Source organism: Anaerococcus sp. C0059F3, assembly GCF_056590475.1.
This window is the reverse complement of sequence record NZ_JBWPWE010000005.1, coordinates 93,924-109,336: the sequence shown is the minus strand read 5'-3', so window position 1 is coordinate 109,336 and position 15,413 is coordinate 93,924. Positions and strand designations below refer to the sequence as shown.

At 37.0% G+C, this 15,413-nt stretch carries 15 protein-coding genes and 1 riboswitch; of the genes, 5 read left to right on the top strand and 10 right to left on the bottom strand.

Annotated features, from left to right (window positions below; genetic code table 11):
* The first annotated feature begins 29 nt into the window (after positions 1-29).
* A riboswitch (TPP riboswitch) is annotated at positions 30-124 on the top strand.
* A 27-nt stretch (positions 125-151) separates the two neighbouring features.
* Positions 152-700 carry an energy-coupled thiamine transporter ThiT gene (thiT, locus tag AC1EJ5_RS04650; RefSeq protein ID WP_308749335.1) on the top strand — a complete coding sequence of 183 codons (549 nt, stop codon included), beginning with the start codon at positions 152-154 and terminating at the stop codon, positions 698-700.
* A 50-nt stretch (positions 701-750) separates the two neighbouring features.
* Here the strand turns inward: thiT and AC1EJ5_RS04645 are convergent, their stop codons facing one another.
* The 4 genes from AC1EJ5_RS04645 to AC1EJ5_RS04630 form a co-directional block, all read right to left on the bottom strand.
* The gene (locus tag AC1EJ5_RS04645) at positions 751-2,010 is read right to left on the bottom strand and encodes an amidohydrolase family protein (RefSeq protein WP_308749336.1); all 1,260 of its coding nucleotides are present in this window, start codon (positions 2,008-2,010) and stop codon (positions 751-753) included.
* A gap of 29 nt (positions 2,011-2,039) precedes the next feature.
* On the bottom strand, positions 2,040-3,200 hold the full coding sequence (locus AC1EJ5_RS04640; protein WP_308749337.1) for an MFS transporter: 1,161 nt from the start codon (positions 3,198-3,200) through the stop codon (positions 2,040-2,042).
* Positions 3,201-3,646: 446 nt separating this feature from the next.
* A complete protein-coding gene (locus tag AC1EJ5_RS04635; RefSeq protein WP_479814841.1) occupies positions 3,647-5,287 on the bottom strand; it encodes a hypothetical protein in 1,641 nt (546 codons plus the stop codon).
* Positions 5,280-6,005, bottom strand: a complete 726-nt coding sequence (locus tag AC1EJ5_RS04630; RefSeq protein ID WP_223418755.1) for an ABC transporter ATP-binding protein — start codon at positions 6,003-6,005, stop codon at positions 5,280-5,282. Before AC1EJ5_RS04630 ends, AC1EJ5_RS04635 begins: the two co-directional genes overlap by 8 nt.
* A gap of 500 nt (positions 6,006-6,505) precedes the next feature.
* On the opposite strand from AC1EJ5_RS04630, the gene AC1EJ5_RS04625 reads away from it, so the two are divergent.
* From AC1EJ5_RS04625 to AC1EJ5_RS04610, 4 genes are read left to right on the top strand one after another with little or no spacing between them, the layout of a single operon-like run.
* The gene (locus tag AC1EJ5_RS04625) at positions 6,506-6,865 is read left to right on the top strand and encodes a GntR family transcriptional regulator (protein WP_479814839.1); all 360 of its coding nucleotides are present in this window, start codon (positions 6,506-6,508) and stop codon (positions 6,863-6,865) included.
* Positions 6,862-7,545, top strand: a complete 684-nt coding sequence (locus AC1EJ5_RS04620) for an ABC transporter ATP-binding protein (RefSeq protein ID WP_479814837.1) — start codon at positions 6,862-6,864, stop codon at positions 7,543-7,545. Before AC1EJ5_RS04625 ends, AC1EJ5_RS04620 begins: the two co-directional genes overlap by 4 nt.
* Positions 7,545-8,339, top strand: a complete 795-nt coding sequence (locus tag AC1EJ5_RS04615; protein WP_479814835.1) for a hypothetical protein — start codon at positions 7,545-7,547, stop codon at positions 8,337-8,339. Before AC1EJ5_RS04620 ends, AC1EJ5_RS04615 begins: the two co-directional genes overlap by 1 nt.
* Before the next feature lie 10 nt (positions 8,340-8,349).
* The gene (locus tag AC1EJ5_RS04610) at positions 8,350-8,973 is read left to right on the top strand and encodes a hypothetical protein (RefSeq protein ID WP_479814833.1); all 624 of its coding nucleotides are present in this window, start codon (positions 8,350-8,352) and stop codon (positions 8,971-8,973) included.
* 81 nt (positions 8,974-9,054) lie between these two features.
* Here AC1EJ5_RS04610 and AC1EJ5_RS04605 read toward each other — a convergent pair whose 3' ends face one another.
* From AC1EJ5_RS04605 to AC1EJ5_RS04580, 6 genes are all read right to left on the bottom strand, one after another.
* Positions 9,055-9,447 carry an SMI1/KNR4 family protein gene (locus tag AC1EJ5_RS04605; RefSeq protein ID WP_479814831.1) on the bottom strand — a complete coding sequence of 131 codons (393 nt, stop codon included), beginning with the start codon at positions 9,445-9,447 and terminating at the stop codon, positions 9,055-9,057.
* 2 nt (positions 9,448-9,449) lie between these two features.
* Positions 9,450-10,670 carry an HNH/ENDO VII family nuclease gene (locus AC1EJ5_RS04600; protein ID WP_479814829.1) on the bottom strand — a complete coding sequence of 407 codons (1,221 nt, stop codon included), beginning with the start codon at positions 10,668-10,670 and terminating at the stop codon, positions 9,450-9,452.
* Positions 10,667-12,529: a hypothetical protein gene (locus AC1EJ5_RS04595; protein ID WP_479814827.1), complete on the bottom strand. Its 1,863-nt coding sequence runs from the start codon at positions 12,527-12,529 to the stop codon at positions 10,667-10,669. Before AC1EJ5_RS04595 ends, AC1EJ5_RS04600 begins: the two co-directional genes overlap by 4 nt.
* Before the next feature lie 252 nt (positions 12,530-12,781).
* On the bottom strand, positions 12,782-13,111 hold the full coding sequence (locus AC1EJ5_RS04590; protein ID WP_479814825.1) for a hypothetical protein: 330 nt from the start codon (positions 13,109-13,111) through the stop codon (positions 12,782-12,784).
* Positions 13,089-14,234 (bottom strand): hypothetical protein, encoded by a 1,146-nt coding sequence (locus AC1EJ5_RS04585; protein WP_479814823.1) that lies wholly within the window; start codon positions 14,232-14,234, stop codon positions 13,089-13,091. The genes AC1EJ5_RS04590 and AC1EJ5_RS04585 overlap by 23 nt, the downstream gene beginning before the upstream one ends.
* Positions 14,235-14,246: 12 nt before the next feature.
* Complete coding sequence (locus tag AC1EJ5_RS04580; RefSeq protein ID WP_479814821.1) at positions 14,247-15,365, bottom strand: EpsG family protein; 1,119 nt, start codon at positions 15,363-15,365, stop codon at positions 14,247-14,249.
* Positions 15,366-15,413 lie beyond the last annotated feature (48 nt).

Genomic DNA, 15,413 nt, shown 5'->3' with positions numbered 1-15,413 from the left:
TTTACTTTTACCAATTTTCCTATATAGTAATAGTGTACTAGGGGTGCCAACCAAGAGTTGGCTGAGATCATACCCTTAACCTGATCCAGGTAATGCTGGCGGAGGTAAGTTACAAAATCCTCCCAGTATTGTGCAAAGGAGGAATTTTTTTATGAATAATAGTAAATGGTCAACAAAAATGATAGCTGAAGGCGGTGTAATGCTTGCCCTCGCCTTTATTCTAGGTCGTATAAAACTTTTTGAATTGCCTCAAGGTGGTTCTGTAACAGCAGGCCAGATGATTCCATTAATCATCTTTGCAATAAGACACGGAGCAGGCCCTGGCATTCTTGTAGGAGCTCTTTACGGTGTGCTTGATATGATGTTTGGCGGTTCAATCTACCACCCAGTCCAAGCTATCCTAGATTACCCACTAGCCTACGCTTCACTTGGTCTTGTTGGATTTTTCTCAAAGAATTTTGCAGCAAACCACGAAATCGCACCTGTTATCAAGGGCACATTCCTAGGCGTCTTTGCCAGATTTGTCTGCCACGTCCTAACAGGAGTCATCTTCTTCGGCTCTTACGCCCCAGAAGGCCAAAATGTTTGGTTATATTCCATTGCTTATAATGGTACATTCCTAGGAGTAGAATTTATAATTACAATTGTAATCATCATCCTACTAAAGAATTTCATTACAAAAGATATAGCTAGACTATAAATAAGCATAAAAATGGGGCTGTTTAGCAGCCCCTATTTTTTTATAAATTTTTATTTTAAATTAAGTTCAATTTCAAATTCTCTCTTTGCTTTTTTAAATAAGAATTCTCCATTGCGCACTGATGAAAGACATTCTGCCCTATTTCTTATTGCTTCAAATTCATTTGGTGCATCAAGAACTATGAAGTTAGCTGGTTTTCCTTCATCAAATCCATATTCGTCTTGAAGGTACATTGCCTTTGCTCCATTATAGGTTACAAGGTCAAAGTCCCTATCAAAGTCCTTTTCTCCCATTAGTTGGGCAAGATGGATTCCATTATCAAGAATATTCATTAGGTTTCCATTGCCTGCTGGGTACCAAAGGTCAACTATAGAGTCTTGTGCAAAGCATACGTTAACACCATTGTCTACAAATTCACGAACTCTTGTGATGCCACGACGTTTTGGATATGAATCTTGGCGGCCTTGTAAGAAGGCATTTTCTGTTGGAAGGGAGACGAAATTTAATTTAGATTTTCTAAATAATCCCATCATTCTAAAGGCATAGGAATCATCTGCTGAACCAAAGGAACAGGTATGGCTTGCTGTTGTTTTTTCAGCAATACCATTAATCATTGCTTCCGCATTTAATACTTCAACAAATCTTGCCATAACATCATCAGTTTCATCACAGTGGACGTCAATAAGTTTGTTATGTTTAACTGCAAGACCTACAATTTCTTTTAGTGACTTTTCTCCAAGTTCACGGCTCCATTCGTTGTGTGGGATTCCACCAACAACTTCGCAGCCAAGTTCAAGCGCTTCTTCAACTAAATCTCTTCCTGTTTTGCCAGCTTCTTTGTATGAATACATACCATTTTGTGGGAAGGCAACAACTTGAATTGTACACTTATCTTTTAATTCGTCGCGCACTTCTAGAGCTGCCTTAATTCCTGTTAGGTTAGGATCAGTACAGTCAGTTTGTGCTCTTATATATTGAGTACCATAGGAAAGACAATCTTCTACTGCTTGATAAATTCTCTTTTTCATGTCTTCCTTTGTTACTCCCTTTTTGAAATCATTCCAAAGGTCGATTGCTTCAAAAAGTGTTCCTGATTCATTTTTAACTTCATCAGTCTTACCAATCATGTAGTAATCTAGGTGAAGGTGGGCATCTACATATGGTGGAATAACAAGGTTTCCATCTAAATCAATAACTTCATCTGCATCTTCAAGATTGTTTCCAAATTTCAAAAACTTTCCATCTTCAACTAAGATTTCAGATGCATCTTTGTGACCATAAACTTTTGCGTTAATAAATTTTTTCTTCATAATATATTCCTCCTAAGAATTTTAAATAATTAAGCCAATGTCTTCTTTGATAAAATTGCCACAAGTAAACCTATTCCTAAGATAGCTGCCATTAGGAAAAGTAGATTATTAATATTTCCACTTGCGAGTATTGCTCCACCTAGTGAACTTGCAATCATTATTGAAAAGTTAAAACTTGCAGATTGTAATGATGTAGCAACTGCTGATGCGTTTGATGGCACCTGCCTAGCTACTGCTGTTTGATATAGGGTTACTAAGGCACCAAATCCAATGCCCCAAAGGATAAATCCTAAGTGAACCATAAAACTAATTGATGAAAGACTACCGAAAAATATAAAGGCTAGTAAAGATGATGCTAACATTAAAAGGCAAAGTATCTTTATATGTTTATCTATAATTTTTCCTGCAATAAGAACAGATAAGATTGAACCAATCCCAAAAAGAACTTGGGCAAATCCAATTCCCCCACTGTAATTTATTGAATCAACTAAATTTGTGATGTAAGTGTAAACTCCATAGTTAGTAAGAACTGATATAAATGTAAGCAAGATAATAATAAGTACACCTTTATTTTTGATAAGAGTAAGGGGTGAGTTAGCTCTAACTCTTTTTTCTCCAGATACTTCTGGCAACATTAAATGACTGCCTAGAGCAATTAAAATAATAAGAATTGCAATTACCAAAAATTCAATTCTCCATCCAACATTTGTACCAACAAGGGTTACAAGTGGAAGTCCTAAACTCATACCAAATGTTGTACCACTCATGATAACAGCTACGGCCAAACCCTTGTGTTCATCATCGACAAGCTTCATTCCGTAAGCCGCAATCATTGGCCACAAAACTCCGGCACAGATTCCACCAATTACCCTTCCAACTATGGCAAGAATATAACTAGGTGCGAAACCAACTAAAACATTACTAAGGGCAAAGCCTATTAGTAAGCAAATTAAAAGTTTCTTCCTGCTAAATTCAACAGTTGCAGAGATTAAAGGAATTGCAAAAATCGCACTGGCTATTGCATAAAAACCAACTAAGGTACCAGCTTGTGCTTCAGATATGCCAAGACCCGTCATAAGCTCTGGCAAGATCCCCGATGGTACTAGCTCAGATAGGATTGCCATAAATGTTACACTTGCCATAAGTATAAAAATTGGCCACTGAAATTTTTTATTTTCTACCAAATACATAACCTTCTTTCTTTAATTTCGTTCATAAATCCTTGTATAATTATGAACGAATTAATTATACGATAATTTAATTGTAAGACAAGGACCAACATTATCTACTCTATGCATATAGCAATGACAAAGGTTTGCTTTATTTGCTAAGTTTATACTATCATTTCATGTATTGATTAATATTTATAAAATATTATTTTAATTTTATTATAAATATTAATTTTGTGATTTTTTTAAAGCTTATTGAAGGTTTTAATAAAAAAAATAAGGCGAATTGTCTTAAGACAATTCACCTAGGAATTCGGTTATCCCTCATTCATGAGATTCCTCACTTCGTTCAGAATGACACACGATACTTATTCTATCTGGCTTCATTCCGACAAATAGTTTACCTCGAGCAAGGTCGACAGGAGGAATCTAACAAATTAGGGACCAAAGCATTCGAAGTATTCCCCCTAATCCCTGATCTTAAAAGTTTTTGACCCAAATTTCACTATTAGGATATTTACAACAATTATAAAAGCAAGGATAAAGCCACCGCTTGCCATCAATATCATCTTATAATCCATATCCCTAACAATAAAGGCACCGTAGATACAAATGTAGTAGACAACCATATTTATGACTCCTGCGACCTTACTTACAAGTATGCCCTCTTGGTTGTAAGGTTGGAGGAGGTAATATTTTGCAAGGGCCAGGCTTGTGAAAAATGTGGTCATTAATAGAATATAGGCGAGAACGACCAAATTATTTACCCACAAAAGCTCTCCTTTGTAAGCAATTGCCGCCATATAAGTCGCAAAAACTGCCGCCGCTGGAATCATGTTGATTGCTAGCATGGACCTAAATCTTAGCCTGTACATAGCTTGGAGCATTTCACCTTTCCTGTAAAAACCATAAGGCAAAAGGCCCTGGTCGCAGTTTAAATACATGGCATTTATAACCTTATCCTGCCTTGAAAGAGTGTAGGTCAAAAATGGCATGGCCCTGATTGTTAGCTCAAAAATCCCTTCTGTTGTTAAAGTTTCCTTAAAAACTGTAAAGAAAAATACTCCCAGACCTATGGCTGGCACAGCCAAAGATTTTATTATTACTGGTTTTGTAATAAGTCTTTTGTGCCTTGCAAAAAACAAGGAATTAAGAAAGGCAAGGCCCTTTTTGCGGGAAAGACCTTTTTTATTTTTAACTTCAATATCCTTATCCTTTAGCTCGTAGGCCTTGGCTTCGCTTAAATTAAGATCTTCTGCAGATACATCATAATTTTCTACGGATTCCTCGATTACTTGGTCAAAAGATTCGAAATTCCTAAGTCCATTTAGGCCATAGATGAAAAGGGCAAGTGAAAATCCAAAAATTATAGCAGTCGCAATCCTTAGGTCAAAACGACCTGTAATAACAAGTCCCATAACAAGAACAGGGATTAAAATAATAAAGGCGACTTGCAAAAGTCCATTGTCTAAGATTCCCTTTTTGTGTTTAAGTTTGTATTTCATCCAGAAAACCGAAGCCCCTGTTTCTAGGAAATAGACTCCAAAGCTCATTAAAAGAGGATAAATAAGAGAAATTTTATTTATCAGGCTAAAAAATATAGCAAAAATTAGAGTCCTACCAATTAGCCTCATGGCTGGTTTGTAATACAAAAATATCTTGTAAGAAGATGCGGGGTCTATATGGTATTGGGCAAAATATTTGCCAATTCCAGGCCCATTGTCGTAGATAAAATTCCTAAAAATCCCTGTTGCAAAGTAGAGAATTACAGGAATCATGAGGCCCATAAGATAAGATGACAATTCAGCTTTGCTTGTAATATCCGCCGCAAAAATCTCTCCACCAAAGATTTTAAAAACCCAACCATAAGTGATAGTTGTGAATAAATAGGCGATTACAAAGGATAAAAGACAGCCCAAAATTTGTTTTATAAAGACAAAAATCGGATAAAAGCTATACATTATCCCCTTTACCTCAAAAAACCTATACTTATCTCCTAATTTTTTCCCGATTAAAGGAAGCTTCCTTATACCGTAAACCATGAGGTTAAAAGTTTCAGTAAGAGCGATTTTTTCAGCTATGATGTAGGTCCTAAGATCTTTATTCATGGTCATTTCCTAAATGCTCTTTTTCGCCAGCAAGGATTGATATTAACTTGTCCTCAAAGTCAGGGTCAGCAAGGTAAGAATCATCAAGTCCTGATAATTTTTTCTCTGATAATAAAACAATCTTATCGCAAATATCCTTAGCAAGCTGGAGAATATGGGTTGAGAAAATCATGATGTGATCTTCGTGGATTTGTCTGATAATTTTTTTCATCTGGAGGGACACAACCACGTCAAGGCTTGTTAGCGGCTCATCCATAAGGATTATCCTTGGTTTTAGGATCAAAAACATGAGCATTTGGATTTTGTTTTTCATACCTGTTGAATAGGACTGGATTAGCCTGTGGCTGTCTTCCTCGTCAAAATCAACTAGGTCTAGGTAGTAGTCAATGTCCTTTAAATCCTTGATATTTTCCCTATTGGCATCTATGAAAAATCTGATAAACTCGTAGCCTGTGAGAAATTTAGGCAAATCAGGTTCTGCCACCATCATAAAAACGTCGTCAAAAGACACAGGAGTCTTTGTCCCATCTTCTTCTATATAAATCTCTCCGGAATCTTTCTTGATAGCTTCTGTAATCAGCCTAAAAAGTGTAGTCTTACCTGCCCCATTTCGTCCCAATAGCGCATAAACAGTGCCTTTTTCAAAGTCATAAGAAGCGTCCTTTATAACTTCCTTTTGGTCAAAGGACTTGGATAAATTTTCTATAACTAATTTCATATTATTCCTCAATTTATTTCTTTTATAACTAATTATTTATATTTTACCATAACTTGGTAAGAAAAAAATTTTTAAATTCATATAAAATCTCTTCGTATATATGTATCTCGCATTCATAAGATTTCTCGTCGATTTGCTCCTCGAAACGGCGGAGAGGACGGTTTTTTCGAAAAATTCATCATGCGCCGTCCCTAATGGGAATACAGCCCGTCGGCTCGAGGAGACCACAGTGAGCAAAGCGAACTGATGGCAGCCCTTAATCGAGGCTTTTCGAGGCGAACTCTTTATCCGGAACGGATAAGAGCGAGCCCGAAAAATACCGTCGACAGAGAGAACGAAGCGAACGACGAGGGAGCTTATAAAATCAACATTCTCTCATATACGATATTCACTACTTCCTTGCAAATAAAAATTTTTTTAAATAAATTTGACATTGTATTAAGGACGTAGTACACTTGTATTAAGATAATAGTACAGTGATACAAAGAAAGAAGGTTTGTATGGATTTTGATAACAACCGACCTATCTATATCCAGCTTTTGGAAGATTTTAAAATCAAAATTTCCACAGGCGAATGGCAGGCCGGAGAGAAAATTGACTCGGTAAGAAATCTCGCCACAGCCTACAAGGTAAACCCAAATACCATCCAAAGAGCCCTAGCGGAGCTTGAAAGAGAGGGTCTTTGCGAGAGCCAAAGGACTATCGGCAGGTTTGTAACAGAAGACACAAAGAAAATAAAATCACTTTCAAACAGAGCCTTTACAAGCTTTGCAGATGATTTTATAAATGGGATGGAATCTTTAAACATAGGTAAAGATGCGGCCCTAAAAGATTTAAACGATTATTGGGAGGAAATATGATAGAGATAAAAAACTTAAGCCTCAAATACGGAGGCAGAAAAGTCCTAGAAGACTTTGATTTAAAGCTTGATGCGGGCAAGATAATAGGTCTTGTCGGAGAAAATGGAGCAGGCAAGTCCTCTCTTATGAGAGTAATTGCTGGTCTTGAAAAAAATTATCATGGAGAAATCCTAATCGACGGTCAAAAACCAGGCGGACCTACAAACGCCCTTATCTCCTACCAACCCGACCACCTTCCCTTTGACGATTTCATGACTGTAATAGACATTGGCAATATCTACGAAAAATTCTACGACGATTTTGACTCAGAAAGCTACTACAAGATGATTGATTCATTCTCTATAAAAAGAAATTTAAAAATAAAGGAATGCTCCAAAGGAATGAAGGATAAGGTTCAAATCGCAGCCACCCTTGCGAGGAAAACCGAGATCTACCTCCTAGATGAGCCAATGACGGGCATTGACCCAAAGGCAAGGTATGAAATGCTAAATACAATTATAGAAAATTTTAATTCTGAATCAACGCTTATAATCTCAACCCACCTAATTTCTGAGATTGAAAAAATCCTTGACGAAGTAATTATAATTTCAGACGGCAAGGTCCTTACTCATAAGTCAGTTGACCAGATAAGAGAAGAAAAAGGCCTAAGCCTTGAAGAATATTTTAGGGAGGTCCTCTAATGGGAAAATTATTTAGACAAATTTTTAAAGAAGACATAAAAAAGGTAATGACATGGATGCTATCACCTCTTCTAATAGCAATCCTAGGGGTCTTTGTCTATAAGTTGACAGATTTCCGCCCAATATCCCTTATAATTGTAATAAGCGGATCAGTTATGACCTTTGCCCCACTAATTTCCCTAGCCAGCCTTAATGATAGTGACAACAACAGGTTTTACGGCAAAAAAGCAGCCTTTTATACATCACTACCATTTTCATCAAGTGAGGTAACAGGAGCTAGACTTATAAATTACCTAGTGATGGGACTTGTAATTGGAGTTTTTTCTATCTTTAACTTTTTGCTTATAGGCCTAACTAGCGACGGTGGACTAGATCCACTAGAAGTATTGAAATACCTAAGTCAAAGCATTAACTTAAATGTTTTTATCAGTTTGGTAAAATTCCTAATTATAATCGCCTTGTTTTATACAATTTTTGCCCTAATTATGATGGCAGCTAATACACTTGGCGTATCACGTCCCTTTAACAAAATGGGCAGGTCAGCAAAGTTAGTCCTTTTCGTAGCCTTGATTTTATTCCAAGGATATGTATATGCAAAATTGATTAGTGGACTAGGAAACACAAGCTTAATCAAATTTAAGGAATATTCAACTAATGCAGCCACATTTTCTATAAATATGCTAGATTTAAACTGGTCATCTTTTGCGATTATTGTTCTAATCTTAGGAATATTTGCCCTAGCCTATTTCGCCCTAGTAAATTATTTCCACAAGGAGAAGATTTCTGTAGAATAAGGAGAAGATCATGTTTAAAAAATTAGTATTTGGAATAATTGGGATATTTATCGCCATCTGGGCCTTCATCTTGTTAACCTTCAGACCAACACCTGGATATTTAAGAAATATGGAAGCAAACGGGGTTAAAATTGAAGCGCAGATCTCAAATGACGACAGAAAGCCGATTATAAGGACCTACACCAAAGAAGAATTTGAGACTTTTGACCAGGCGAAAATCGATAATATCGAAGACGACGTAGACGGTAGGGTTGAAGGTGACCTACCTTGTATTGACCTCCTAAAGGACAATAAAATCTACATCTCTTTCTACAAAGACGGTAAAAAAGTTGACCCAGAAAAGACTCACATAGAAATAACCGCCCATGCGAGTGATTACAAGGACCCAACAAAAACACGCCATATCGAAGGCGAACTTACTGAAGATGGAGAAAACACCTACTCTTACGCCACAAAAAGATACGGAGTCCAATTTGAAAAATACTTCATGGAATACCTACAGTTCCAAATTTCTTACACAATCGAAGGCAAGGACTACGTTTCAATCTTCGGTACCTTCCAAAACAACGCCCCAGACGGCACAGATTTCTTCAAAAACGAAGATCTAAAAGAACCCCTAGCCCCTGAAGAATGATAAAAGTAAAACAAAAAAGCCCCCAGCGGGCTTTTTGTTTTTGGAAAATTTATCTTTTTTGAATTCTTAGTTGTAAACATTTTAACTATATTTTTGAATATAAGCTGACAAAGAATCTGCTATGAGCTTTGGGCTTGAATTTTCAACTGTCATATATATCTTTCCTGAAAAATCTTGCCAAATCACTATTCCATCAATATTGGCTTCTTCAATTACATAACAATTTGGGGCTTCAGGATTATTTTCCCGTTGGTCTTTTGTCACATGGACGACATCTAAGCGGGGATCTTGGCAAATCCCTGTTAATTCGTGACCATCAAAACAAGCAAGGCCGATTTCCTTAAGATAGGTTTTATAATCAGTAGCAAAGTCTATGCCAAGCTCCTTTTGAACCCTTTCTATTTCTACATCTGTCCTACCAGTCCCACCTATAAAGTCTGGGGCATCTTTTAAAGTTTTAATAATATCCTCCATGCTTAAATACCCTCATTTTCTAATTTCCGCTTCACATAACCTTTCCAAATCTTATTTCTGACCTTATTAAATTCATATCTATCAATTTCAGATGGCTTATTGGATGTGTGTAAAATTGAATAATTGCCGCGGTGTTGGTCTCTAGTAAGCATTACTAGAGTTCCGTTAGCTTTTTGACCCATATGGTGGAGCTCATAAGGATAGCCCGTCGCTGCTTCTATAGGAGAAAGGTTCTTATTTGTGCGGTCTAGATTAGTAACTATAGTTCCATCAGGCAACTTAATTTTAAAATTAAGGTCAATATTCTTCGGAACAAGGACACTTCTACCATTTATCTTAATTTCTTTCATACCTTTAATAACCTTATACTGGTCAAGATCTTGAATATCTTTAATAACATCCATTGACCACTTGTTTCCCATCTGAATACGTGCAACGTCACCCTTCTTTAGTTTACTATTGGTTATTGAGATAGAACTGAAGGCTTCCTTAGCGCCACCTGTCACAGCTCCTGTAATAGCTCCCCATTTGAAACCCTCACTTGCGCCTAAGGCTGCGGCTTCCATACTTTCTCCAAAATCCCCAGTTTCAATTCCCCTTACAAGGCCTGCTGATATTCCTCCAAAGGCAGCAGAAGATGCGGCAAATGTTTGAGCAGATTTGGCCGATGCAGCAAAGATTGCACTTACAGCTGATGCCGGCCCAGCAGAAACAGCAGAAACTGTTACACAAACAAGAATGACTCCTGTACCAATAGCCACATTTTTAATCATTTTTTGAGTTTTATTATCATCAATGGATTTGAGTTTTTGAACTTTAGTCTTTCCATCATCTCCTAAGGTGAAAATATAAGAATCTCCCTTAAATACTTCATTTAATTCAGCTAGACTATATCCAAAATAGACATTTGACTTAGAATTAAAGGCGACTTCTTCTAGGTATTCTTTAGAAATATAGACGGCACTAACATTTTCTACGACATAATCTTCGCTATTAATGGCATCTATAGTTTCCTTATAAACAAGGTCTTCAACGTCAACTAAGAGTCCCTTATCGCTTAAGGATTTATATTTAGGCTTGTTTTCCTTCAATACTACTGGCTTAGAGCTTTTATCACATATTTGGTTTTCACTAGGTTTTATTGGTTGATTTTCTATTTTTGGCTTTACGCACCCTGTAAGAACCATTGAGATAGCAAGGATAAGGGGAATTATTTTTTTCATTCTTTATCTCCTTTACCGTCTTTCTTATCAAGAGGTCTTCTTTTTTTAAATGCAAAAACCGAAATTAGGATAATAATACAAAGGCCAAGACCTATAAGTACAGGACTTGATAAGGCTCTTTTCCCTTCTTCATCGCCTTCTTTTGCTTTTTCATCATAATTTTCAACTTCAGTCCCAGTTTGTTTTGTCTCCTCAGTTTCCGATACAATTTGTTCCACATTTGCCAGTTGAATAGTCCCATCATCAGAAATTTCAGCTCCCTCTCCTACAAGTTTATTGATTTCAGAAATGCCAAGGCCTGTTGTCATGTGGGCTTTCATCACATTATTATTTCCCACATAAAGCTTCTTTATCGTAGACTGGCCTGTGTATTCATTGCTAACTGTAATAGTGTAAATCCCCTCTTCAGTATATTTAGCACCGTCTCTTGCTGGTCCGTTAAAACGTGTATCTTCCACCAAACCATCAGCCCCTTCTGCCAGGGTCTCTCTTTTGAGATTTATTTTCAAATACCTTGACTTGGCCAAGTCTAAATAAAAACCATTTTCCGTTATAGAAGTGTTTGTTAGCTCACTTCCATTGACTAGATCAAAGGGATATACCATGCAGTTTCCATTTCTGACGGAAAATTTGAAGAATATCCTATAATGGCCAGTTTTATCAATTAACTTGTCGTTGGTGACCTGATAATCCAAAGCCACTTCATAGTCTCCCTCTTCGAAAAGTTTGACTATGGTATCCGCACCTAAAGATGTGTTTGATTCCAGATAATTTGTATAAATCGTAGGCTCTGACTTTTCATTTTTATAGTCTGTATGGCGGATAATGAGAGTCCCGCGGCCAAAATCCATAGAAGGAGTTTCAAAATACTGGTCGCTTCCTTCCCTGTCCGCTGTGATGGAAAGCTTGTCTTTTCCATTTAGCTTATTGATATCCTGGTTCAAATGAAAGCTAAGTGTGACCTTATCACCCAAATTTTTTAGAAAAACCATATTACCATCAGGGTTTTTTATCTTATCTGTATATCCGCTTACAAAGAAAGATCCCAAATCCCAACCATAGTGGGGATCATCCTTGCCAATGGCTTTCTCGCCGGAATATGTGTCAAAATCAGCCACTCGGACTTTGGAGCCAAGCTTGTAAGTTTCCTTTGATGAGTTAGCTTCGCCACTCTTATTGTCAGTATAGGCGTAAAATTTATAAATTTCTGCAATCTTTTTATAATCGTACTTGTCCCTATTTATAAAAAGAAACTTCCTATCTTCTGTTTTAATCCTAAGTTCGTAGGCCACGATCAATCTGTAATAGCAACCATTTATTAACTCTAGGTCCTTACTTTCATAAAAGGGTTTTGTTCTGATTGGGGTTTGGGAAAAAGCATCAGTCATAATTGCTACATTGACCCAATTTAGGCCATCTGTCGAAGTTTGAAGGATGATAGCTCCTTTGAGGATTTTCTCATCTAACTTGAGTTCGTCAATTTTTTTGCCTTTGTCATTGATAACCTGCCAAGCATCTTCCTCTGCATTTAAAAGTATATCCCCATAATTATAGAAAAACTCCAAATTGCCGTCAGTGACTTCATAGGCAGGAATCCCGTCTTTTGTAGTCACATCAGCGATCTTTCCGCTAAGAAAAAAACTTCCGTAGGTATTAGTCTTATCAGTCGGTGAAAAATCTTTAGTCTCAGAAAATTCATAATGACTATCCTTGCCAAAGTTATAAATTCGCCCTGAAACCTCATTTTTAGCCTCTTTAGCAAAAGATTCTTGGATAAAGGTGCTTAAAATAAAAACCGTACCCACTAATAAGGCAAGGGAAAATTTGATTGGTATTGATATTAAATTTTTCTTTGTCATATCTTTTCCTCCTCTGATTATTTTGTTTAAATCTTTCTATAATAAGAATTGCAAATTTTGCGAATCAGTATTTATAATATATTTATAATTGATTTCAGACTTCTTCTCCAATCAGACCTAAGTCAAAGCAGGAAAGGCATAGAGATTAGGCTGTAATTTGAATATTATTATAAAAGATATTATAAAAGTAGATTTTCTACAAAGTTCAAATCAAAATACCAGAACAAAAGCACCTCTAATCTAAGGTGCTTCCTATATTCCTTCTAGGTCTTTAACTTTAATGTAAAACCCCTGGCCCTGGTAGGTCACATAGGCAAAGCCATTTTCTTCTTCCTGGCTAGCTTGGACAACAGCTCCTTTTTCTAAGGTATCGAAGGCTGCTTTTTCGTCGGGATCGGTGTAGATTTCAGCATCTCTTATGACTTTGTATGAAAGCCCGATGCCGATTTCATCTTTAAGCTTCATCCCAGTCCCTGGCCTTGTTTCTATATCTTGTTTGGTGTATTTTTCTTCCTTGCCACATCCAGCTAAGATTATTAAAAGGCAAAAAATTATAAACTTATTTATGGTAAACCACCCCACAATAATCAATCCCAAGTTCCCTTAGGTCGCTAATCGCCTTATCTAGAGCAGTTTTCCTTGTCTTTGAGTCAACTAGGATTATTTCCATATCGCAAAGCCTTGCAGCGAGGTATGGGTCGGCTGTTTTTAGGGATTTTTGATCAATTAGGATGTAGTTGTAAGAAGATTCCCTATTGGCAATTTCTGCAAAAAATTCGTTGGTATCAATAATTTTATCAGAAGCCTTTTCTGGTAGGGCCAAATAGTCAATGGCGCCCTTTCTTAAAACCTTAAAGGAATTAACTTCGCTTAGGTATTTGCCTTCAAGGTCCGCCTTATTTTTGCTGTCTACAAACAAAACCCCATTGGCAGGTGCTAGACTTTCTGCCAAGGCTTTGGCAAAATCAAAGGAATCAACTTTTCCAAGACTTGTTATGCCAAGGACCCCATTTTGAAGTCTGTGGTCAATTTTCGCCTTCACTTTAGAAAGCTCATCGCTAGATCCAAGCACATCAAAATCAAGGTCCCTCAAGTCGTCCTCATCGGCTATAGAATCAGAAAGTAGGGTCTTAATTATAACCATGGCAAGGCCGAAAATTGCCCCTGCAATTCCTGCCGCCACAGAAAAGATGATCAGCTTTTTCTTTGAAGCCTTATCTACCATTACCTCATGCAAATAGGCTAAATTATCCGCATTCATGTAGTCTTTAGCCATTATCCTAAAGTTTTCGCAGGTTGACTTTAAGGAATCTGCCGCCCTGTCTTTATTAGAATCATTGTAGGTTAGGCTAATAAGGCCAGCTTGAGGATTTACTTCAAAATCAGAACGGGCCATAATTTCCTTATAAGAAAGGGTCGAACCTCCCTTTTTTAGGTCAGCCTCAACCTTTTTGTAAAGGTCAGGTGATTTAATAATTTCCGAATAAATGTTGGCAAGTTTTTCGTTTAGGATTAATTTATTATAAGAAATTTCCTCGCCCTCATCAGCTGTGGCAATTAAAACGGCTGAAGCTTGGTAAGTTCCGCCCACATTTTTCATGCCAAGGCCGAAAACTAGGCCAAAAAGCAGGATGGCAGGGACGATAAGAAGGGCAAGGTTTCTCTTAATCCCGTCGATTAATTGGTAAGTTGTAACTTTTCTCATAAAAACTCCTTTTTAATTTAATGACTCGATGGCCATTGGATTTGTAAAGAAAAAATCGTAAGCTGGGGCATCCACGCTAATGTAAATCGCATAAGGTATGATAAAGACCACTATGGATAAGATTAGCAAAAAGGCCGCCAGGCTGTCTTTGTATTTTAATTTCTTGATCATCATTGGCAAATAAAACATCTCCAAAATTGCAAAATAGGACGAAAACCTAAAGGCAATGGCTGTCGATGACCTAAAAACAAGCATGACGCAAAGGCCAAAAACCATGGCTTTGACAGCCGCCTTATCCATCCTGTCACCCTGGAAAGTTTTCTTATCTAGATACATTATGGAAACAATAAATAAGAGAAGGAAAAATATTATCCTCGGGTCGAAAAGTTTCATTCCGTAGGCGAATTTCCCCTCAAAGGTGTAGGTGATAATTTTTCTAGAAAGTATGCCAAGACCAATTTTCGAAAAAATACTGGCCGCTATGGCAAAAACCACCTTTGAAAAAACCGACACAACCAAACTCGCAAGGACAATTACACATTTCACTAGGTTTGAAAGATCAATTTCTAGGTAGATCAAAAATGGAATCAAAACCACGGCCGACTTGTGAAAGCTAATGGCTAAAACAAGGACAAATAAGCTTTTAATTCTCTTTTTTTCGCTCGCAAGATATATGGATAAAAGGCCCAGGCCTATAGCTGTGGCTGTCCTTGATGTTTGCATATCAAATTGCAAGAAAATCGGTAAAAATATGATGGCCGACAAAAATGGATTGACCGATTTTTTAATTGCAACATAGGTCACAGGTACAATTGATAAAAAATTCATAAGGACAATCACCCACTGGCGGGAAAGACCTATGAGGTTTATAAGGTAGGAGGCAAACCTAAAGGAAAACTCAACCGGATAGGAAAAATTCATCACCTTAGCAAAGTCTGTCCCTATATCCTTGGCAAACCACAAATAGTTGTAATAATCCGCATCCCCCGACCCTCTGGCTGCAGCAAAAATAAACATCAAGAAAAACATAGAAAAAGCCGCGAGGTTTTTTTGATATGAAGTTTTAAAATCTATAAGACTAAAGCAAAGAAAAAGCAATAGCTCAAGTGTAAAAAATAAAAAAAATCCCATAAAACTTTTCTAATTAGGGGGCATCCCCCTAAGACTCCCTTATGTAGC

Bases quoted from the DNA above. Each gene is read 5' to 3' on its own strand.
- thiT (WP_308749335.1), top strand. From the start codon at position 152: ATGAATAATAGTAAATGGTCAACAAAAATGATAGCTGAAGGCGGTGTA.
- AC1EJ5_RS04645 (WP_308749336.1), bottom strand. From the start codon at position 2,010: ATGAAGAAAAAATTTATTAACGCAAAAGTTTATGGTCACAAAGATGCA.
- AC1EJ5_RS04640 (WP_308749337.1), bottom strand. From the start codon at position 3,200: ATGTATTTGGTAGAAAATAAAAAATTTCAGTGGCCAATTTTTATACTT.
- AC1EJ5_RS04635 (WP_479814841.1), bottom strand. From the start codon at position 5,287: ATGAATAAAGATCTTAGGACCTACATCATAGCTGAAAAAATCGCTCTT.
- AC1EJ5_RS04630 (WP_223418755.1), bottom strand. From the start codon at position 6,005: ATGAAATTAGTTATAGAAAATTTATCCAAGTCCTTTGACCAAAAGGAA.
- AC1EJ5_RS04625 (WP_479814839.1), top strand. From the start codon at position 6,506: ATGGATTTTGATAACAACCGACCTATCTATATCCAGCTTTTGGAAGAT.
- AC1EJ5_RS04620 (WP_479814837.1), top strand. From the start codon at position 6,862: ATGATAGAGATAAAAAACTTAAGCCTCAAATACGGAGGCAGAAAAGTC.
- AC1EJ5_RS04615 (WP_479814835.1), top strand. From the start codon at position 7,545: ATGGGAAAATTATTTAGACAAATTTTTAAAGAAGACATAAAAAAGGTA.
- AC1EJ5_RS04610 (WP_479814833.1), top strand. From the start codon at position 8,350: ATGTTTAAAAAATTAGTATTTGGAATAATTGGGATATTTATCGCCATC.
- AC1EJ5_RS04605 (WP_479814831.1), bottom strand. From the start codon at position 9,447: ATGGAGGATATTATTAAAACTTTAAAAGATGCCCCAGACTTTATAGGT.
- AC1EJ5_RS04600 (WP_479814829.1), bottom strand. From the start codon at position 10,670: ATGAAAAAAATAATTCCCCTTATCCTTGCTATCTCAATGGTTCTTACA.
- AC1EJ5_RS04595 (WP_479814827.1), bottom strand. From the start codon at position 12,529: ATGACAAAGAAAAATTTAATATCAATACCAATCAAATTTTCCCTTGCC.
- AC1EJ5_RS04585 (WP_479814823.1), bottom strand. From the start codon at position 14,234: ATGAGAAAAGTTACAACTTACCAATTAATCGACGGGATTAAGAGAAAC.
- AC1EJ5_RS04580 (WP_479814821.1), bottom strand. From the start codon at position 15,365: ATGGGATTTTTTTTATTTTTTACACTTGAGCTATTGCTTTTTCTTTGC.